Annotated in this window: 14 protein-coding genes; 12 read left to right on the top strand and 2 right to left on the bottom strand. The window is 68.9% G+C overall.

The window, feature by feature from the left end; genetic code table 11:
• The first annotated feature begins 190 nt into the window (after positions 1–190).
• The 8 genes from ACYBYQ_RS06315 (at position 191) to ACYBYQ_RS06350 (ending at position 10,966) form a co-directional block, all read left to right on the top strand.
• The gene (locus ACYBYQ_RS06315) at positions 191–3,058 is read left to right on the top strand and encodes a 2-oxoglutarate dehydrogenase E1 component (RefSeq protein ID WP_459617875.1); all 2,868 of its coding nucleotides are present in this window, start codon (positions 191–193) and stop codon (positions 3,056–3,058) included.
• Between the two features lie 54 nt (positions 3,059–3,112).
• Positions 3,113–4,330, top strand: coding sequence for a 2-oxoglutarate dehydrogenase complex dihydrolipoyllysine-residue succinyltransferase (gene odhB / locus ACYBYQ_RS06320; protein WP_459617877.1), 1,218 nt, complete (start codon positions 3,113–3,115; stop codon positions 4,328–4,330).
• Positions 4,331–4,496: 166 nt separating this feature from the next.
• Positions 4,497–5,924 (top strand): dihydrolipoyl dehydrogenase, encoded by a 1,428-nt coding sequence (gene lpdA, locus ACYBYQ_RS06325; protein WP_459617879.1) that lies wholly within the window; start codon positions 4,497–4,499, stop codon positions 5,922–5,924.
• Between the two features lie 97 nt (positions 5,925–6,021).
• Entirely contained in the window at positions 6,022–7,116 is a 1,095-nt protein-coding gene (zapE, locus tag ACYBYQ_RS06330) for a cell division protein ZapE (RefSeq protein ID WP_459617881.1), read from the top strand.
• Between the two features lie 110 nt (positions 7,117–7,226).
• A complete protein-coding gene (locus ACYBYQ_RS06335; RefSeq protein ID WP_459617883.1) occupies positions 7,227–7,538 on the top strand; it encodes a DUF3649 domain-containing protein in 312 nt (103 codons plus the stop codon).
• On the top strand, positions 7,535–9,172 hold the full coding sequence (locus ACYBYQ_RS06340; protein WP_459617885.1) for a PepSY-associated TM helix domain-containing protein: 1,638 nt from the start codon (positions 7,535–7,537) through the stop codon (positions 9,170–9,172). Before ACYBYQ_RS06335 ends, ACYBYQ_RS06340 begins: the two co-directional genes overlap by 4 nt.
• 58 nt (positions 9,173–9,230) lie before the next feature.
• Positions 9,231–9,554, top strand: a complete 324-nt coding sequence (locus ACYBYQ_RS06345) for a DUF3325 domain-containing protein (RefSeq protein ID WP_459617887.1) — start codon at positions 9,231–9,233, stop codon at positions 9,552–9,554.
• A gap of 71 nt (positions 9,555–9,625) precedes the next feature.
• Positions 9,626–10,966 carry a tryptophan--tRNA ligase gene (locus tag ACYBYQ_RS06350; RefSeq protein WP_459617889.1) on the top strand — a complete coding sequence of 447 codons (1,341 nt, stop codon included), beginning with the start codon at positions 9,626–9,628 and terminating at the stop codon, positions 10,964–10,966.
• Between the two features lie 116 nt (positions 10,967–11,082).
• On the opposite strand, the gene tex is transcribed toward ACYBYQ_RS06350, so the two are convergent.
• A complete protein-coding gene (tex, locus tag ACYBYQ_RS06355) occupies positions 11,083–13,449 on the bottom strand; it encodes an RNA-binding transcriptional accessory protein Tex (protein ID WP_459617891.1) in 2,367 nt (788 codons plus the stop codon).
• Between the two features lie 151 nt (positions 13,450–13,600).
• Here tex and yoaA point away from each other — a divergent pair, with 151 nt between their 5' ends.
• Positions 13,601–15,691, top strand: a complete 2,091-nt coding sequence (gene yoaA, locus ACYBYQ_RS06360) for a DNA repair helicase YoaA (protein WP_459617893.1) — start codon at positions 13,601–13,603, stop codon at positions 15,689–15,691.
• 26 nt (positions 15,692–15,717) lie between these two features.
• Here the strand turns inward: yoaA and ACYBYQ_RS06365 are convergent, their stop codons facing one another.
• The gene (locus ACYBYQ_RS06365) at positions 15,718–16,512 is read right to left on the bottom strand and encodes an outer membrane protein assembly factor BamD (RefSeq protein ID WP_459618715.1); all 795 of its coding nucleotides are present in this window, start codon (positions 16,510–16,512) and stop codon (positions 15,718–15,720) included.
• 110 nt (positions 16,513–16,622) lie between these two features.
• On the opposite strand from ACYBYQ_RS06365, the gene ACYBYQ_RS06370 reads away from it, so the two are divergent.
• From ACYBYQ_RS06370 to phaC, 3 genes are all read left to right on the top strand, one after another.
• The gene (locus ACYBYQ_RS06370) at positions 16,623–17,582 is read left to right on the top strand and encodes an RluA family pseudouridine synthase (RefSeq protein WP_459617895.1); all 960 of its coding nucleotides are present in this window, start codon (positions 16,623–16,625) and stop codon (positions 17,580–17,582) included.
• Positions 17,570–18,346, top strand: a complete 777-nt coding sequence (gene pgeF / locus ACYBYQ_RS06375; RefSeq protein ID WP_459617897.1) for a peptidoglycan editing factor PgeF — start codon at positions 17,570–17,572, stop codon at positions 18,344–18,346. The genes ACYBYQ_RS06370 and pgeF overlap by 13 nt, the downstream gene beginning before the upstream one ends.
• A 108-nt stretch (positions 18,347–18,454) precedes the next feature.
• A complete protein-coding gene (gene phaC, locus ACYBYQ_RS06380) occupies positions 18,455–20,080 on the top strand; it encodes a class I poly(R)-hydroxyalkanoic acid synthase (RefSeq protein WP_459617899.1) in 1,626 nt (541 codons plus the stop codon).
• Positions 20,081–20,113 lie beyond the last annotated feature (33 nt).

Below are 20,113 nucleotides of genomic sequence, written 5' to 3' on the forward strand. Positions count from 1 at the left end.
GCCTTTTCATGCTGCGGCGCCGCAGTCCGGCGTTCCCGTCCGGGGAAGGCCAAAGGGGTATACTGCTTGGTACGGCTTTCGAGGCTTATACGTCCTTCTGCCCCTGCTATCCGCTAAACGGGAAGCCCGTGTCGCGGAAGGTTTTCCTGCATCGTATCGAGTGAAGCACTCGTCTAGGTGAAGCGCCATCATGTCTACGGAATCAGAATCTCTATCTACCTCCTATCTGTTCGGGGGTAACGCCCCCTATGTCGAGGAGCTCTACGAGGCCTATCTCGACAATCCCGGTTCGGTTCCGGACAACTGGCGCGAATACTTCGACCAGCTGCAGCACACCCCCGCCACCGACGGCCAGGAAACCACGCGCGACCAGGCGCATGCGCCTATCGTCCAGTCCTTCGCCGAGCGGGCCCGGGCCAACGCCTTCCTGCCCCGCGTGGCCGAGCCCGACCTCTCGGTGGCGAGCAAGCAGGTCTCGGTCCAGTCGCTGATCGGCGCCTACCGTTCGCTGGGCTCGCGCTGGGCCGACCTCGATCCGCTCAAGCGCCAGGAGCGCCCGGCCATTCCCGAGCTGGATCCGGCCTTCTACGGTCTCACCGAGGCCGACCTCGACCAGACGTTCTCGGCCACCAACACGTACTTCACGACCGCCAGCACGATGACGCTGCGCGACATCCTGAAGGCCCTGCGCGACACCTACTGCCGCTCCATCGGCGCCGAGTTCACCCATATTTCCGACCCCGCCGCCAAGCGCTGGATCCAGGAGCGCCTGGAGCGCACGCGCGGCACGCCCACCTTCAGCGCCGAAGAAAAGCGCCACATCCTGCAGCAGCTCACCGAGGCCGAAGGCCTCGAGCGCTTCCTGCACACCAAGTACGTAGGCCAGAAGCGCTTCTCGCTCGAGGGCGGCGAAAGCTTCATCGCCGCCATGGACGAGGTCGTGAACCATGCCACCGAAGGCGGCGTGCAGGAGATCGTGGTCGGCATGGCCCACCGCGGCCGCCTGAACCTGCTCGTGAACATCATGGGCAAGATGCCTGGCGATCTCTTCGCCGAATTCGAGGGCAAGCACGCCGAAGGCCTGACCGACGGCGACGTGAAATACCACAATGGCTTTTCCAGCGACATCTCGGGCCGTGGCGGCCCCGTGCACCTGTCGCTGGCGTTCAACCCCTCGCACCTGGAGATCGTCAATCCGGTGGTCGAGGGCAGCGCCCGCGCCCGCCAGGAGCGCCGCGGCGACCACGAAGGCAAGCAGGTGCTGCCGGTGCTGGTGCACGGCGACGCGGCCTTCGCAGGCCAGGGCGTCGTCATGGAAACGCTCAACCTGGCGCAGACCCGCGGCTACGGCACGGGCGGCACGCTGCACATCGTCATCAACAACCAGATCGGCTTCACCACCTCGGACCCGCGCGACTCGCGTTCCACGCTGTATTGCACCGACGTGGTCAAGATGATCGAGGCCCCGGTATTCCACGTGAACGGCGACGATCCCGAGGCCGTGGTGTTCGTGACCAAGCTGGCGCTGGACTACCGCATGCAGTTCCACCACGACGTCGTCATCGACATCGTGTGCTTCCGCAAGCTGGGCCACAACGAGCAGGACACCCCCTCGCTCACGCAGCCCCTGATGTACAAGCGCATCAGCCACCATCCCGGCACCCGCAAGCTGTACGCCGAGAAGCTGGTCACGCAGGGCGTGCTGGCCGAAGGCGATGCCGAGCAGCTGGTCAAGGACTACCGCCAGCTCATGGAAGACGGGCAGCGCACCATCGAGCCCGTGCTTACCGACTACAAGAGCAAGTACGCGATCGACTGGTCGCCCTTCCTGGGCGCAAAATGGACCGACCAGGCGGATACCGCCGTGCCGCTGGCCGAGCTCAAGCGCATCGGCGAGCGCATCACCACGGTGCCGGAAGGCTTCACCGTGCATCCGCTGGTGAACAAGCTGCTCAATGATCGCCGCACCATGGCCAAGGGCGAGATGAACCTCGACTGGGGCATGGGCGAGCACCTGGCATTCGCCACGCTGGTTGCCTCGGGGTATGCCGTGCGCATCACCGGCCAGGATTCCGGCCGCGGCACGTTCACGCACCGCCACGCCGTGCTGCACGACCAGAACCGCGAACGCTGGAACGACGGCACCTACATCCCGCTGCAGAATGTCTCCGAAGGCCAGGCGCCGTTCGTGGTCATCGACTCCGTGCTGTCCGAAGAGGCGGTGCTGGGCTTCGAATACGGCTACTCCAGCGCCGAGCCCAACACCCTCACCATCTGGGAAGCCCAGTTCGGCGACTTCGTCAACGGCGCCCAGGTCGTGATCGACCAGTTCATCAGCGCCGGCGAGGCCAAGTGGGGCCGCCAGTCCGGCCTGACCATGATGCTGCCGCATGGCTACGAAGGGCAGGGGCCGGAGCACTCGTCCGGCCGCATCGAGCGCTTCCTGCAGCTGTGCGCCGACAACAACATCCAGGTGGTGCAGCCCACCACCGCCGCACAGATCTTCCATCTGCTGCGCCGCCAGATGATCCGTCCGTTCCGCAAGCCGCTGGTGATCTTCACGCCCAAGTCGCTGCTGCGCAACAAGGATGCGGGTTCGCCCCTCACCGACCTGGCGAGCGGCAGCTTCCAGACGGTGATCGGCGAGGTCGACGCCGCGATCAAGCCGGAATCGGTCAAGCGCGTGCTGGCGTGCTCGGGCAAGGTCTACTACGACCTGGTCAATGCCCGCAAGGAGCGCGGCGCCGATCACGTGGCCATCCTCCGCGTCGAGCAGCTGTATCCCTTCGCGCACAAGGCGTTCGAAACCGAACTGCGCAAGTACCCGAACGCTACCGAGGTCATGTGGGTGCAGGACGAGCCGCAGAACCAGGGCGCCTGGTTCTACGTGCAGCACCACGTGTACGAGAACATGGTCGATGGCCAGAAGCTGGGCTATGCCGGCCGTGCCGCCTCCGCGTCGCCGGCGGTAGGCTACCTGGCCAAGCACCAGGAGCAGCAGAAGGCGCTCATCGAGCAGGCCTTCGCGCCCAAGTTCAAGGTCATGCTGACCAAGTAACGGTCTCGCCCAACGAACCCAACAGAACACTCTCAAATTACGGAATCCAACATCATGGCAATCACTGACGTCGTCGTCCCCCAACTCTCCGAGTCCGTTTCGGAAGCCACCCTGCTGAACTGGAAGAAGCAGCCTGGCGCAGCCGTGGAGGCCGACGAGATCCTGATCGAGATCGAGACCGACAAGGTCGTGCTGGAAGTGCCGGCGCCCGCGTCGGGCGTGCTCTCCGAGATCGTCAAGGGCGACAGCAGCACCGTCACCTCGGGTGAGGTCATTGCCCGCATCGACACCGCCGCCAAGGCTGCAGCCGCGCCCGCCGCGGCGCCGGCCGAGGCCCCCGCTGCAGCGCCCGCCGCCGAGGCTGCCCCGGCTGCCGCGCCTGCTTCCGCCTCCGCCGCCGGCGTGGCCTCGCCGGCTGCTGCCAAGATCCTGGCCGAAAAGGGCGTGGAGGCCGGCAGCGTGTCGGGCACCGGCCGCGACGGCCGCGTCACCAAGGCCGATGCCATGGCTGCCAGCGCCGCGCCCGCGGCCAAGCCCGCCGCCGCGCCGGCTCCGACCCAGTCGCTGGACGGCCGTCCCGAGCAGCGCGTGCCCATGAGCCGCCTGCGCGCCCGCATCGCCGAGCGCCTGCTGCAGTCGCAGCAGGAGAACGCCATCCTCACGACGTTCAACGAGGTCAACATGCAGGCCGTCATGGACCTGCGCAACAAGTACAAGGAGAAGTTCGAGAAGGAGCACGGCGTCAAGCTGGGCTTCATGTCGTTCTTCGTGAAGGCTGCCGTCGCTGCGCTGAAGAAGTACCCTGTCCTGAACGCCTCGGTCGACGGCAAGGACATCATCTACCACGGCTACTTCGACATCGGCATCGCCGTCGGCAGCCCGCGCGGCCTGGTCGTGCCCATCCTGCGCAACGCCGACCAGATGACGATCGCCGACATCGAGCGCACCATCGCCGACTTCGGCAAGCGCGCGGCCGACGGCAAGCTGGGCATCGAGGAAATGACCGGCGGCACGTTCTCCATCTCGAACGGCGGCGTGTTCGGCTCGATGCTGTCCACCCCCATCATCAACCCGCCGCAATCGGCCATCCTGGGCATTCACGCCACCAAGGAGCGCGCCGTGGTCGAGAACGGGCAGATCGTCATCCGCCCGATGAACTACCTGGCCATGTCGTACGACCACCGCATCATCGACGGCCGCGAAGCCGTGCTGGGCCTGGTCGCCATGAAGGAAGCGCTGGAAGATCCGCAGCGCCTGCTGCTGGACCTGTAAGACGGCTAGCGGGGCGGGATCCGGCTTCCCGCCCCGGTCCTGCCCGCCGCAGCGGCGGGCCCCGCCTCTTCAACCGTGGTTGCGCGCCCTGCCTCGCGCAGGGCAGCCGGCTCCCGCCGGCACGCATGCCGCGTCCCGGGAACTTTCCATTCTTCGCGAGAACATCATGTCCAAACAATTCGACGTCGTCGTCATCGGTGCAGGCCCCGGCGGCTACATCGCAGCCATCCGCGCCGCCCAGCTCGGCATGTCGGTGGCGTGCATCGACGCCTGGCAGAACGGCGAGGGCGGTGCGGCCCCCGGCGGCACCTGCACCAACGTCGGCTGCATCCCTTCCAAGGCGCTGCTGCAGTCGTCCGAGCACTACGAGCAGGCCAACCACCATTTCGCCGAGCACGGCATCGAGCTGAAAGGCGTGAGCCTGAAGCTCGACGCGCTGATCGGCCGCAAGAACAAGGTCGTCAAGCAGAACAACGACGGCATCCTGTACCTCTTCAAGAAGAACAAGGTCACGTTCTTCCATGGCAAGGGCGCCTTTGCCGGGCAGGTCGAAGGCGGCTGGGCCATCAAGGTCTCCGGCACCACCGACGAAGACCTGGTGGGCAAGCACATCATCGTGGCCACCGGCTCCTCCCCGCGCGAGCTGCCGGGCCTGCCCTTCGACGAGAAGGTCGTGCTGTCGAACGACGGCGCGCTCAACATCGCCGCCGTTCCCAAGAAGCTGGGCGTGATCGGCGCCGGCGTGATCGGCCTCGAGATGGGCAGCGTGTGGCGCCGCCTGGGTGCGGAAGTCACCGTCCTGGAAGCCATGCCGGAATTCCTGGCCGCCGCCGACCAGCAGGTCGCCAAGGAAGCACTCAAGGCCTTCAACAAGCAGGGCCTGGACATCCAGACCGGCGTGAAGATCGGCGAGATCAAGGCCACCGCCAAGTCCGTGACCGTGCCCTATACCGACGCCAAGGGCGCCGAGCAGAAGCTGGTTGTCGACAAGCTCATCGTGTCGATCGGCCGCGTGCCCTACACCGGCGGCCTGAACGCCGATGCCGTGGGCCTCAAGCTCGACGAGCGCGGCTTCATCGCCGTGGATGGCGACTGCAAGACCAACCTGCCCAACGTCTGGGCCGTGGGCGACGTGGTGCGAGGCCCCATGCTGGCGCACAAGGCCGAGGAAGAGGGCGTGGCCGTGGCCGAGCGCATCGCGGGCCAGCATGGCCACGTGAACTTCGACACGGTGCCGTGGGTCATCTATACCTCCCCCGAGATCGCGTGGGTGGGCAAGACCGAGCAGCAGCTCAAGAAGGAAGGCCGCGAATACAAGGCCGGTTCGTTCCCCTTCATGGCCAACGGCCGCGCCCGTGCGCTGGGCGACACCACGGGCTTTGCCAAGGTGATCGCCGATGCCAAGACGGACGAGGTCCTGGGCGTGCACATCATCGGTCCGATGGCTTCCGAGCTGATCTCCGAAGCGGTCACCATCATGGAATTCCGCGGCGCTGCCGAGGACATCGCCCGCATCTGCCACGCGCATCCCACGCTGTCGGAAGCGGTCAAGGAGGCGGCCCTGGCCGTCGACAAGCGCACGCTGAACTTCTGATCCGCGTGATCGCCTCGGGCCGGCGAGCCGGTCCGCGTGCCGGGCCAGCCCCGGCCGCGGTCCGGCCGCCGGCCCGAAACCCATCGTGTCCCTCCCCATGAACGTACAAGAGTATTACGCCAAGGCGCTCGCCGAGCGCGGCTACCGTCCCGACGAGGCGCAGCAGCGCGCCATCGACCGCCTGCAGCGCTATTACGATGATTGGGTGCGTTTCAAGGCCGTGCGCTCCAACGCGCTGAAGAAGCTGCTCAGCCGGCCCGACGTGCCGCGCGGCGTGTATCTCTGGGGCGGAGTGGGGCGCGGCAAGAGTTTCCTGATGGACGCGTTCTACGCCACCGTGCCGGTGGTGCGCAAGACGCGCCTGCACTTCCATGAGTTCATGCGCGGCGTGCATCGCGAACTCGAGGAGGTCAAGGGCAGGCAGGATCCGCTGGACGAGGTGGCGCGGCGCGTGTCGCGGCGCTACCGCCTCATCTGCTTCGACGAGTTCCATGTGTCGGACGTGGCCGATGCCATGATCCTGCACCGGCTGCTGCTGAAGCTCTTCGAGTATGGCACCTCGTTCATCATGACGTCGAACTACGAGCCCTCCACGCTCTATCCCGACGGGCTGCATCGCGATCGCATCCTGCCCGCCATCGCGCTCATCCAGCAGCGCATGGATGTGCTGAACGTGGATGCAGGCATCGATTACCGGCGGCGCGCGCTCGAACAGGTGCAGTGCTACCACTATCCGCTGGACGATGCCGCCGAGCGGGCGCTGGAAGAGGCCTTCAACAAGCTGGCCGATTCGGCGCCGGTGCGCGGCGCCGTGCTGCACATCGAACACCGCGAGATCCGCAGCGTGGCGGCTGCCGGCTCGGTGGTGTGGTTCGACTTCGCCACGCTCTGCGGCGGCCCGCGCTCGCAGAACGACTACCTGGAGCTGGCCAGCCGCTTCCAGGCGGTGGTGCTGTCGGGCGTGCCGCGCATGGGCCCGCGGCAGGCGTCGGAGGCGCGCCGCTTCACGTGGCTCATCGACGTGTTCTACGACCACAAGATCAAGCTGATCATGTCGGCCGCCTGCCCTGCAGAAGAGCTCTACACCCAGGGCGCGCTGGCCAACGAGTTCCACCGCACCGTATCGCGCATACTCGAGATGCAGTCGCGCGAATACCTGGAATCCGAGCGGCGGCTGGCGGCAAGCCTGTAGCGTATCGCCTGCGGAAGGGCGGCTGCATGCGGGAAATGCACGGCGGCGATTGATGATGTATCGCTAATAGATAATAATACTAGTTCTCAATATCTATTGGCTTCATTCCAGTGAAAGCCCCCGCTCCCAGCGCCGGCATGGCGCGCTACCGACTTGCCGTGGCCTCCCGGTCCGCGGCCGCAATCCTGGGAGGCTATGCGCTGGCCTCTGCCACCGCCGCCTGCCTGGCGGTGTGGCTGCCGCTCTCGCGCGCCGACGCCGTGATCGCCGGGCAGATGCTGGCTTTCGTGGCCTATGCCTGCGCCGCGCTGTGGGTGTTCGCCACGCACAGCGCCTGGCGCGCCTGGGTCGGCGTGCTTGCGCCGGCCGCCGTGCTCGGGCTGCTGTACTGGCTGGGCCGCATGCCCGGGGCGGCCGCATGACGCACGCCGCACGCCCGGTCCGCAAGCCCCAGGCCGAGGGCCTGCGCCAGGCCATGTCGTGGCTGCATACCTGGGCCGGCCTGATCTTCGGCTGGCTGCTGTTCGCCATGTTCCTCACCGGCACGCTGGCCTTCTTCCGGCCGGAGATCACGCGCTGGATGCAGCCGGAGGCGGACCCGCCGCATGTCTCCGCGGCACGCTCCGCCGAGATCGCCCAGGCCTACCTGCAGGCCCACGCGCCCCACGCCACGCGCTGGTTCATCACGCCTTCCTCGCCGCGCGAACCCGGCATCCGCCTTTCCTACCAGGTGCCCAAGCCGGCGCCCGGCACGCGGGGTTTCCAGCGCGTCACGCTCGATCCGCGTACCGGCGAGGCCATGCCGGCCCGCGAGACGCGCGGCGGCGACTTCTTCTATCGTTTCCACTTCGAACTGGAAATGGGCTTTCCCTGGGGCCGGTGGCTGGCGAGCATCGCAGGCATGTTCATGCTGGTGGCCATCATCAGCGGCGTCATCACGCACAAGAAGATCTTTGCCGATTTCTTCACCTTCCGGCCCCGCAAGGGCGGGCAGCGCGCCTGGATGGATGGCCACAATGTGCTGTCCGTGCTGGGCCTGCCGTTCCACCTGATGATCACGTTCAGCGGGCTGGTGATCTTTGCCGCCATGCTCCTGCCGGCGGGCATCCTGGCCACCTACGACAACGAGCGGCAGTTCTTCGACGACGTGTTTCCGGCGTTCGCCGTCAAGCCGGCGGCAGGCATGCCTGCGCCGCTGATTCCGCTGGCCGGCGTCGTGGAGCACGCGACGCGGCACTGGGACGGCGGCAATGTCGGCCGCATCGTCGTCAATCACCCCAACGACGCCGCCGCGGTGGTCAGCGTGTCGCGTTCCAACCGCGATGCGGTGTCCTACGGCCGCATGGCGCCCACGCTGACATACGACGGCGTGAGCGGCAGCCTGGTTGGCGAGACCGCCAGGGAAAGCGCCGTGGCGCTGACGGCAGGCACCATCGTGGGCCTGCACCTGGGCCTGTTCGCCGAGCCGCTGCTGCGCTGGCTCTATTTCCTGGTGAGCCTGGCCGGAACGGCCATGGTCGGCAGCGGGCTGGTGCTGTGGATCGCCAAGCGCCGCCAGAAACTTGCGCCCGGCGCGCCCGAGCCGCTCTCGCTGCGCGTGGTGGATGCCCTCAACGCCGCCTCCATCGCAGGCCTGTGCGTGGCGGTGGCGGCGTACTTCTGGGCCAACCGGCTGTTGCCGGCGGACCTGCCTGCGCATGCCCAGTGGGAAACCCGCATATTCTTCGGCGCCTGGGCCGCCACCTTCGTGTATGCCTGCGCACGCCCCCGCTCGCGCTGGCGCGACCTGGCCGGGGCGGCAGCGGGGCTGTGCCTGCTGCTGCCGCTGCTCAATGCGCTGACCACGTCGCGGCACCTGGCAGCCAGCCTGCCTGCGGGCGACTGGGTCATGGCCGGCTTCGACCTCAGCGCCCTGGCGGCCGGGCTGCTGCTGGGCTGGATCGCCCGCAAGGCTGCACGCCCGCGCCGGGTCGCGGCGCGCCAGCCGCGTCGAGCAGCCGTTCGCCCGCCCCAGCCCGCCGCGTCGTCCACAGCCTATGAAGGGAGGCAGGCATGATCAAGTCCGGACCGCTCCCCGCGCGGAAATCGCGCAGCCCCAGGCAGGAGGCAAGGCCATGAGCCTCGCGGCCTTCTGCCTGGCCTATGCCGGCTTCGCGGCCCTGTGCCTGGGCATGGACCGCCACTACGAGCAGCTGTTCGAGCAGGCCATGCCGCGCCGCCACCGCTGGTGGCTGCGTGTCTCGGGCTGGCTGGCGCTGGCGCTTTCGCTGGCTGCCTGCGCCGCGGCGTGGGGCTGGAGCTACGGCGCCATCGAGTGGATCGGCATACTCAGCCTGGCCGGGCTGCTGCTGATCTGGTGCCTCACTTATTGGCCGCGTGTCGCATTGGCGGCCGGCGGCGCGTGCGCTCTGGCCGCGCCCGTGCTGGCCTGGATCTGACGGCAGCACCACCGGCGGCCCGGCTGGCGGGCGCGGTAAACTTCGGCTTTCCGTTCGCTGCGTCGCCTTCCATGAATACCCGCGTTCTCACCGGCATCACCACCACTGGCACTCCGCACCTGGGCAACTATGCGGGCGCCATCCGTCCGGCCATCCAGGCCAGCACCCAGGCCGGCGTGGACGCATTCTTCTTCCTGGCCGACTACCACGCGCTGATCAAGTGCGACGACCCCGCCCGCGTGGCGCGCTCGCGCCTCGAGATCGCCGCCACGTGGCTGGCTTGCGGCCTGGACGTCGAGCGGGTCACGTTCTACAGGCAGTCGGACATCCCCGAGATTCCCGAGCTCTGCTGGCTGCTCACCTGCGTCACCCCCAAGGGCCTGATGAATCGCGCCCACGCCTACAAGGCGTCGGTGGACCAGAACGAGGCCAAGGGGGTGGATCCCGATGACGGCGTGACCATGGGCCTGTTCTCCTATCCGGTCCTGATGGCTGCCGACATCGTGATGTTCAATGCCCACAAGGTGCCGGTGGGCCGCGACCAGATCCAGCACCTGGAGATGGCGCGCGACATCGCGCAGCGCTTCAATCACCTGTACGGCAGCGATTTCTTCGTGCTGCCCGAAGTCGTGATCGAAGAAGAGGTCGCCACGCTGCCCGGGCTGGACGGACGCAAGATGTCCAAGAGCTACAACAACACCGTTCCGCTCTTCGAGGGCGGGTCCAAGGCGCTGCGCGCCGCCGTCATGCGCATCGTGACCGACTCGCGCCAGCCCGGCGAACCCAAGGACGCCGAGAACTCGCATCTCTATACGCTGTACCGCGCGTTTGCGCCGGCCGACGAGAGCGCGGCCTTCCGTGCCGAGCTCGAGGCGGGCATGGGCTGGGGCGACGCCAAGCAGGCGCTGTATGAGCGGCTGGAGGGCATCATCGCGCCCATGCGCGAACGCTACGACGAACTCATGTCCGATCCGGCGCGCATCGAGGACATCCTGCAGGCAGGAGCGAGCAAGGCCCGTTCGGTGGCCCGGCCGGCCATGCAGCGGCTGCGCGAGGCCGTGGGCCTGCGCACTCTGTCGGGCGCGGCCGGCACGGCCAAGGCCGCGCAGCCCGTGCGCAAGGCCGCCAAGGACGCCCGCTTCGTCAGCTTCCGGGACGCCGACGGCAGCTTCCGCTTCCGCCTGCTGGGCGCCGACGGCACCGAGCTGCTGGTGTCGCGGCCGTATGACGACCCCAAGGCCGCCGGCGCTGCCATGAAGCGCCTGCCGGCCCAGGCGCAATTGCAGGCCACCGCCGACGGCTATGTGGCCATGCTGGATGACGCGCCCGTGGCGGCTGCGCCGGCGGGCGTCGAAGCCGGCGCCATGCTTGGCAAGGCGCGCGAGGCGCTGGCAGCGCTGGCAGGCGACTGATCCGGGGCTGAGCCGCGCATCACGGCGCCATCCCGTAAAAAAAACCGGGCCCGCAGCATGCGGGCCCGGCTTCATGGGGCAGGCTCGCGGCGTTCCCGGCCGCGGCCCGCGCGGTTTCAGCGCTTGAGCTTGGCGAAGGCTTCGGCCATGGCGCTGTTGGCCGGCACGCCGCGCCCGCTGTCGTTCTGCCCGCGGCGCGGGGCGCCCGTGCCGCGTTGCGCAGCGCCGCCCCCGCCGCCGGCACGCCGGGCGGGCTCGGCGGCATCGTTCAGGCGCATGGTGAGCGCCACGCGCTTGCGCGCCACGTCCACTTCCAGCACCTTCACCGTGACCGTCTGGCCCACCCGGACGACGTCGCGGGGGTCCTTGACGAACTTCTCGGCCAGGGCAGAGATGTGCACCAGGCCGTCCTGGTGCACCCCGATGTCGACGAAGGCGCCGAAATTGGCGACGTTGGTGACCACGCCCTCGAGCACCATGCCGGGATAGAGGTCGTTGAGCGTCTCCACGCCTTCCTTGAACTGGGCCGTCTTGAACTCGGGACGCGGGTCACGGCCCGGCTTCTCGAGCTCGGCGAAGATGTCGCGCACTGTGGGCAGGCCGAAGCGTTCGTCGGTGAACTCGCTGGGCGATACGCCTTTCAGGGCGTCGCGCTGGCCGATGATGTGCTTCACGTCGGCCTTGATCCTGGCCACGATGCGCTCGACCACGGGATAGGCCTCGGGGTGCACCGCGGAGGCATCGAGCGGGTTCTCGCCGTTGGGGATGCGCAGGAAGCCCGCCGCCTGCTCGAACGCCTTGTCGCCGAAGCGCGGCACCTTGCGCAGGACTTCCCGGGTCGGGAAGGCGCCGTTCTCGTCGCGCCACGACACGATGTTCCTGGCGAGCAGCGAGTTCAGGCCGGATACGCGCGCCAGCAGCGCGGCCGATGCGGTGTTCACGTCCACGCCCACCGCGTTCACGCAGTCCTCGACCACGGCGTCCAGGGAGCGGGCCAGCTCGCGCTGGTTGACGTCGTGCTGATACTGGCCCACGCCGATGGCCTTGGGATCGATCTTCACCAGCTCGGCCAGCGGATCCTGCAGGCGCCGCGCGATGGAAACCGCGCCGCGCAGGGTGACGTCCAGGTCGGGGAATTCCTGCGCGGCCGTTTCCGAAGCCGAGTACACCGAGGCGCCGGCTTCGGAGACCACGACACGGGTGAGCTTGAGGTCGGGGTGGCGCTCCATCATGTCGGCCACCAGCTTCTCGCTTTCCCGCGAGGCCGTGCCGTTGCCGATGGCGATGAGCTCGACCTGATGCCTTGCGGCAAGCGCCGCCAGGGTGGCGATGGTGCCTTCGCGATCGCGACGCGGCTCGAAGGGGTACACGGTGGCGGTGTCCACCACCTTGCCGGTGCGGTCGATCACGGCCACCTTGCAGCCGGTGCGTATCCCGGGATCCAGGCCCAGCACCGGCCGGGGGCCGGCCGGCGCCGCCAGCAGGAGGTCCTTGAGGTTGGCGGCGAACACGCGGATGGCCTCGGCCTCGGCGCTTTCGCGCAGCCGGCCGATGAGCTCGCTTTCGAAGGCCGTGAGCAGCTTGACGCGCCAGGTCCAGCGGCACACCTCGCCCAGCCAGCGCGCGCGCGGCCCGGCGTCGAGCGCGAACAGGCCGCTGCCCAGTTTCAGGAAATCTGCGATGCGGGCCACGCATGGGTGCGGCGTGAGGGCCTCGAGTTCGGCCTCCAGGCCGATGCGCAGTTCCAGCACGCCTTGCTGGCGTCCGCGCAGCAGGGCCAGGATGCGATGCGAGGGCAGGGTGCGCAGCGGTTCGCTGAAATCGAACCAGTCGCGGAAATTTGCGCCTTCGGCTTCCTTGCCCTCGGCCACCTTGGCGTAGAGCAGCCCGGTGGACCAGAGATGCTCGCGCATGTCGGCCAGGAGGTCGGCGTTCTCGGCGTAGCGTTCGGCCAGGATGTCGCGTGCGCCGTCGAGCGCGGCCTTGGCATCGTTGATCGAGGCCTCGGGATTCAGGTAGCCCGCGGCCAGCGCGGCGGGGTCGCAGCCCGGATCGGCGAGGATGGCATCGGCCAGGGGCTCCAGCCCGGCCTCGCGGGCGATCTGCGCGCGGGTGCGGCGCTTGGGCTTGTAGGGCGCGTAGAGGTCTTCGAGGCGCTGCTTGGTGTCGGCAGCGGCGATTTCCTGCTGCAGCTCGGGCGTGAGCTTGCCCTGCTGGGCGATGGACTCGAGGATGGCGCCGCGTCGCTCCTCGAGCTCGCGCACGTAGCCCAGCCGCACCTCCAGGTTGCGCAGCACGGTGTCGTCGAGCCCGCCGGTGGCTTCCTTGCGGTAGCGCGCAATGAACGGTACGGTGGCGCCGCCGTCCAGCAGCTCGACCGCAGCGGCAACCTGCTGGGGGCGCACCTGCAGTTCGGTGGCCAGTTGGGCGATGATCCGGGCCGGGTCTGCGCTATGGGCGTTCGAGGTGGAAATATCGGGCATCTCGCTGCAACGGCAAAGGGAAAACAAACGGCGGATTTTGCCACAAGCGCCGCGCCGGGGCTGTGCGGGTGGACATTCCGGTCCGCGGCGCCCCGGGACGGGGCGGGGCGCAGGAGTATCATGTGGGCCGATCCCGCGCCCTCCGCCGCCGATGCTCGACCTCGATATTTCAGAATTTTTCGCCGCCGACGGCCCTCTCGCCAAGGCGCTGCCCGGCTATCGTCCGCGCAGCGCGCAGGTCGAGCTGGCGCAGGCCATCGAACGCGCCATGGCCGAGCGCGCCACGCTGGTTGCCGAGGCTGGCACGGGCATCGGCAAAACGTGGGCCTATCTCGTGCCGGCCTTCGCCCAGGGCGGCAAGGTGCTCATTTCCACGGGCACCCGCACGCTGCAGGACCAGCTCTACAACCGCGATCTTCCCCGCGTGCGCGAGGCGCTCTCGGCGCCGGTCAGCGCGGCCCTGCTCAAGGGCCGCGGCAACTACGTGTGCCATTACCATCTCGACCGTCTGGAGGGCGACGACCGTGCCCTGAAGTCGCGCGCCGAGGTCGGCCAGTTGCGCCAGATCCGCGTGTTCGCGGGCATCTCCAAGACGGGCGACCGCGCCGATCTGGCGCAGGTGCCCGAGGACGCCGACATCTGGAACCGCGTCACGTCCACGCGCGAGAACTGCCTGGGCCAGGAATGTCCCCGCATCCGCGACTGCTTCGTGGTGAAGGCGCGCCGCCAGGCCCAGGAGGCCGACGTGGTGGTGGTCAATCATGCGCTCTTCATGGCCGACCTGGTGTTGCGCGAAGAAGGCGTCACGGACCTGCTGCCCGAGGTCGACACGGTGATCTTCGACGAGGCGCACCAGTTGCCCGATACGGCCACCCGGTTCCTGGGCAGCAGCGTGTCCACGCACCAGCTGCTGGACTTCGGCCGCGCCCTGGAGGCTGCCGGCCTGGCGTATGCGCGCGAGGCCGCCAAATGGAGCGACGTGGCGCGCCAGGTCGAGACGGCGGCGCGCGAACTGCGCCTGGCCTGTGCGGCGCTGGAGCGCATGCCGGGGCGCAAGGCCACCTTCGAGGCGATTCCCGAGCCCGACGCGTTCGATGCCGCGTTGGCGCGGCTGCGCGAGGTGCTGGACGCCGCCACGCGGGCCCTCACCGGGGTGGCGGAGAAGCACCCCGACCTGCTCACCGCCGCGCGCAGCGGCGCGGAACTCTCGGTGCGCCTGGCCCGCTGGTCCACGCCCGCGCGCCATGCGCCGGCCGACGCGGGCTGGGGATCCGACCTGAATGCTCCCGCGCCTGTGGGCGGCCCGGACGCAGACCTGCTGCGCGCCGCGGCTGCGGCGTCCTGGAGCGGTCCGGCCGTGCGGTGGGTGGAGCAGGGCGCCCACCATGTGCGCCTGCACGCGGCGCCGCTGTCGGTGGCCCAGGCGTTCTCGCGCTACCGCAAGCCCGAGCAGGCCTGGATCCTCACCTCTGCCACGCTGTCGGTGCATGGCGATTTCAGCCATTTCACCAGCCAGCTGGGTCTGGACGACGCGCGCACGGGGCGGTGGGAATCGCCGTTCGATTATTCGTCGCAGGCGCTGCTGTTCGTGCCGCGCAACATGCCTGAACCGCAGTCGCCGCACTTCACGGGGCGCTTCGTCGAGACGCTGCTGCCGCTGCTGGAGGCCAGCCCGGGCGGTGCGCTGATCCTGTGCACCACGCTGCGGGCGGTGGACCGAGTGGCCGACGCGCTGGCCGAGGCCTGCGAGGCGGCGGGCCACGACTGGCCCCTGCTCCGGCAGGGAGAAGCCACGCGGCGCGATCTGCTCGACCGCTTCTGCCGCCTGACGCATCCCGTGCTGGTGGGCAGCGCCAGTTTCTGGGAGGGCATAGACCTGCCGGGCGAAGTCCTCACCCTGGTGGCGATCGACAAGCTGCCGTTCGCGCCGCCTGACGACCCGGTGATCGAAGCCCGGCTGCGCGCCTGCCGCGCGCGCGGCGGCAATCCGTTTGCCGAATACCAGCTGCCCGAGGCCGCGATCTCCCTCAAGCAGGGGGCGGGGCGCCTGATCCGCACCGAGCAGGACTGGGGAGTGCTGGTGGTGGGGGATGCGCGCCTGGTGGAGAAACCCTATGGCAAGCGGCTCTGGCGCGGCCTGCCGCCGTTCGCGCGCACGCGCGAACTGGACGAGGCCCTGGCGTTCTATGCCCGGCGGGCAGCAGGCCGGGAAATGGCCGTTTCAGGCGCCGAGGGGGCCTGAAACGCCTGGCGCGCCGCGGGACGGCGTCAGCGCCACGAGAACGGATTCCACCAGCTCTTGTCGCGCGTGAGGCCTTCGGTCTTGAACTTGCTGTCGGGGTAGTTCGCGTCGAGCACGCGCCCGGCGTCGTTGGCCAGGTCGGTCATGCCGAGCCGGGTGTACGACTGCTGCATGATGTACAGGGCCTCTTCGGCCGCGGGCACGCCTTCGAAATCGGTGATCACGGTCTGGGCGCGATTGGCCGCGGCCACGTAGGCGCCGCGCTCGTAGTAGTAGCGCGCCACGTAGACCTCGTTCATGGCGATGGCGTTCACCAGCCAGGTCATGCGCTGCTGCGCGTCGGGCGTGTACTTGCTCTCGGGATAGCGCTTCACCAGTTCCGCGAAGGCGTCGTACGACGCGCGCAGGCCCTTGGGGTCGCGCTCGGCGGGATCCTGGCCGGCGAGGTTGGCCATGAAGGCGCTGGCCGGGGTGAAATTGATCAGCCCCTTCAGGTACAGCATGTAGTCGGTGCCGGGATGGTTGGGGTAGAGCTGCTGGAAGCGGTCGATGGCGGCCAGGGCCTGCTCGTTCTCGCCGTCTTTCCAGTTGACGTAGGCCAGCTCGATCAGGGCCTGCTGGGCATGCACGCCGAACGGGTAGCGGCTCTCGATGGCGGTGAGGCGCTCGCGCGCGTCGGTCCAGTTGCCCGCCGCAACGGCCTCCTTGGCGTCGGCGTACAGCTGTTCGGCGCTCCAGCCGGCGGTGGGATCGTATTTGGTGTCGGCGCCGCCGCAGCCGGCGACCAGCAGCAGGGCCGAGAGCGCGATCGCCGCGCGCAGGGCCGGCCCGCGGCGGAAGCTCGAATGCGAGGGGGCAGCAGCGTTGCGGTGAATCACGAGTCGGTTTTCCTTGGTGGTAGCATGGCAGGTCGATTATATGATTTGTCCAGATGTCCGATACAGCTGCTTCCATCGACACCCTGGCCGACGATGAACCCAGCGTCGTCCAGGTGCCTTCCGACATGCCGGCAGACAGGCTGGACAAGGTGCTGGCGGCCCTGCTGCCCGGACACTCGCGCAGCCGGCTGCAGGGCTGGATCGAGGCCGGATACGTGCGCGTCAACGATCGGCCCGCCAAGGTGCGGCAGATCGTCGGCCCGGGCGATGCGCTGTCGGTATGGGAGCAGCCCGCGCCCGAGAGCCTGGCGTTCGCACCCGAGCCCGTGGCCTTCGACGTGGTGGCCGAGAGCCCCGACTGGATCGTGGTGAACAAGCCGGCCGGGCTGGTGACCCATCCCGGCGCAGGCAATTGGCACGGCACGCTGCTCAACGGTCTGCTGCACCGTTACCCCGAACTGATGCGCGTGGCCCGTGCCGGCATCGTACACCGGCTCGACAAGGACACCTCCGGCCTGATGGTCGTGGCGCGCAACGAACTGGCCCAGACGCATCTGGTGCGGCAGCTGCAGGCGCGTACCGTGGGGCGCGAATATGTGGCGCTGGTGCACGGCGCGCTCGGCGGCTCGGGCACCGTGGACCGGCCCATGGGCCGCGATGCGCGCGTCCCGGTGCGGATGAGCGTGGACCGGCCCATCGCGCCGAAGGCGGCCGTCACGCATTACCGGGCCGAGCGCCATGGCAGGGCGGCCGGCGGCGAGCCGGTGACCGAAGTGGTGTGCCGCCTGGAAACCGGCCGCACCCACCAGATCCGCGTGCACCTGGCCAGCCTGGGCCACCCGCTGCTGGCCGACACGCTGTACGGCGGCAGACCGCTGGCCGGCGCCGCGCGCCAGATGCTGCATGCCCGGGCCCTGCATTTCGACGACCCCGCCGGGGGCCAGGCGGCTTTCCAGGCCGCGCCGCCGGCCGACATGACGAGCGTGACGGAGGCGCTGCAATGGAGCGAGTGATCCACGGGCTGCCGGTGGTCTGCGGCGCCGATTGGCCCGGCGTGCGGTATTTCTGCACCACGCGCGGCGGCGGTGTGGGGCAGGCCCCCTACGACACGCTCAATCTCGGCCTGCGTGCCGGCGACCGGCCCGAGGTCGTGGCCGAGAACCGCCGGCGCGTGCGCGCTGCGGTGCCGGGCGAGCCGCTGTGGCTGCGCCAGGTGCACGGCAGCGTGGTCGTCGATGCGGACGCGCCGCTGTCCGAGCCGGAACCCGCCGCCGATGCCAGCGTCACGTGCCGGCCGGACCGGGTGCTGGCCATCATGGTGGCCGATTGCCTGCCCGTGGTGATGGCCGATGCAGAAGGCACGGTGCTGGGCGTGGCGCATGCGGGCTGGCGCGGCCTGTCGGGCGGCGTGCTGGAAGCGACGCTGGCCGCGATGCGCGCCAAGGCGCCCCGGGCCGGCGGCTGGCGCGCCTGGATCGGGCCGGGGATAGGCCCGGACGCTTTCGAAGTCGGCGCCGATGTGCTCGCGGCGTTCACGGCCGACGATCCGGACGCCGCGGCGGCATTCCGGCCGCGGCCGGATGTTGCGGGCAAGTGGTGGGCCGACCTGCCCGCGCTGGCGCAGCGCCGGCTGCGGCGGGCGGGGGTGGCGCAACCCGAGTCCAGCGGCCTGTGCACGGCCAGCGACCCGGGCCGCTTCTTTTCCTACCGGCGCGACCGTGAAACCGGCAGGATGGCCCTGCTGGCGTGGCTGGGCTCCGATGCTGCGCCGCAATAAATCCAAAGGGCCGGCGTGCGGCTGCGCAGCCTAGCGAAATACCCGCATTGACAGTCTCCGGTGCGCAATGCACCATCGAACGGCGCAGTCCGATAACAAGGTGTCGTAGTGAACGCCCCCCTTTCCGCCTCATGGCCCGTCCCGGTGAGCGTGGCGCCGGAAGCCCTGGCCGAGATCCAGGCCGACTTTTCCCGTGATTGGCTGCGCCTGTGCGAGGAAGCCAAGCGCGGCGTCCTGGCCCCGCCGGCAGATCGCCGTTTCGCCGGCGAGGCCTGGAACCAGAGCGGCCAGCACCTGCTGATCGCCCACGCGTATCTGCTGTCGGCGCGGGCCCTTGCGCGCATGGTCGAGGCGGCGCAGGTCAGCGAACCCCTGCGCGAACGATTGCGCTTCTCCATCATGCAATGGGTCGACGCGTTGTCGCCCGCGAACTTCCTCGCGTTCAATCCCGATGCGCAGCGGTCCATCGTGGAGACCGCCGGCAAGGCCCTGAACGCGGGGCTGGCCAATCTGCTGCAGGACCTGCGCAAGGGCCGCATCACCCAGACCGACGAGACCCAGTTCGAGATCGGCCGCAATGTGGCCGTCACGCCCGGCCAGGTGGTGTACGAGAACAGGCTGATGCAGCTGATCCAGTACGCCCCCCAGACCCCCACGGTGCATCAACGGCCGCTGGTGGTGGTGCCGCCCAACATCAACAAGTACTACGTGCTGGACCTCCAGCCCGACAACTCGTTGATGCGCTATGCGGTCGAGCAGGGCCACACGGTGTTCATCATCTCCTGGCGCAACCCGCTGCCCACCGATACCGATGGCATCGATGCCGCCACCTGGGACGACTACCTCGAGGAAGCCGTGCTGGCCGCGCTCGACGTCGCGGCCGACATCACCGGGCAGCCGCAGGTCAATGCGCTGGGTTTCTGCGTGGGCGGCACCATGCTGGCCTCGGCGCTTGCGCTGGCGCACGCGCGCGGCCGGCGGCCCGTGGCTGCGCTCACGCTGCTCACGTCGCTGCTCGATTTCCACGATACCGGCGTGCTCAAGGTATTCGTCGACGAGGGGCATGCGCTGCTGCGCGATCATCAATTGGGCCGGGGCGGCCTGATGCCGGCGCGCGACCTGGCCACCACGTTCTCGTTCCTGCGGCCCAATGAACTGGTCTGGAACTACGTCGTCGGCAACTACCTGAAGGGCCAGACGCCGCCGGCGTTCGACCTGCTGTTCTGGAATGCCGACAGCACGAACCTGCCCGGTCCGTTCTTCGCCTGGTACTTCCGCAACACCTATCTCGAGAACAACCTCAAGGTGCCGGGGCGCGCGCGCGCATGCGGCGTGCCGCTGGACCTCACCCGTCTCGACATGCCGGCCTACGTGTTCGGCTCGCGCGAAGACCACATCGTGCCCTGGGCCTCGGCGTATGCGTCCACGCAGCTGCTGCGCGGGCCGCTGCGGTTCGTGCTGGGCGCATCCGGCCACATCGCCGGGGTGGTGAACCCGCCGGCGCGCAAGCGGCGTAGCTACTGGGCAGGCGCCCACGAGGGGCCGCTGCCCGGGGATCCCAACGCCTGGCTGGCGCAGGCCGAAGAGCGTCCGGGCAGCTGGTGGACCGACTGGTCGCAATGGCTGGCGCAGCATGGCGGGCCGCAGGTGCGTGCGCCCAGGCGGCAGGGAAATGCGCGATACCGGCCGATCGAGCCCGCGCCGGGGCGATATGTGAAAGTCAGGGCGGTGTGATGGCACGCCGCTGCAAAGGATCCAGGACCCCGC

The organism is Bordetella sp. 2513F2, from assembly GCF_054642735.1.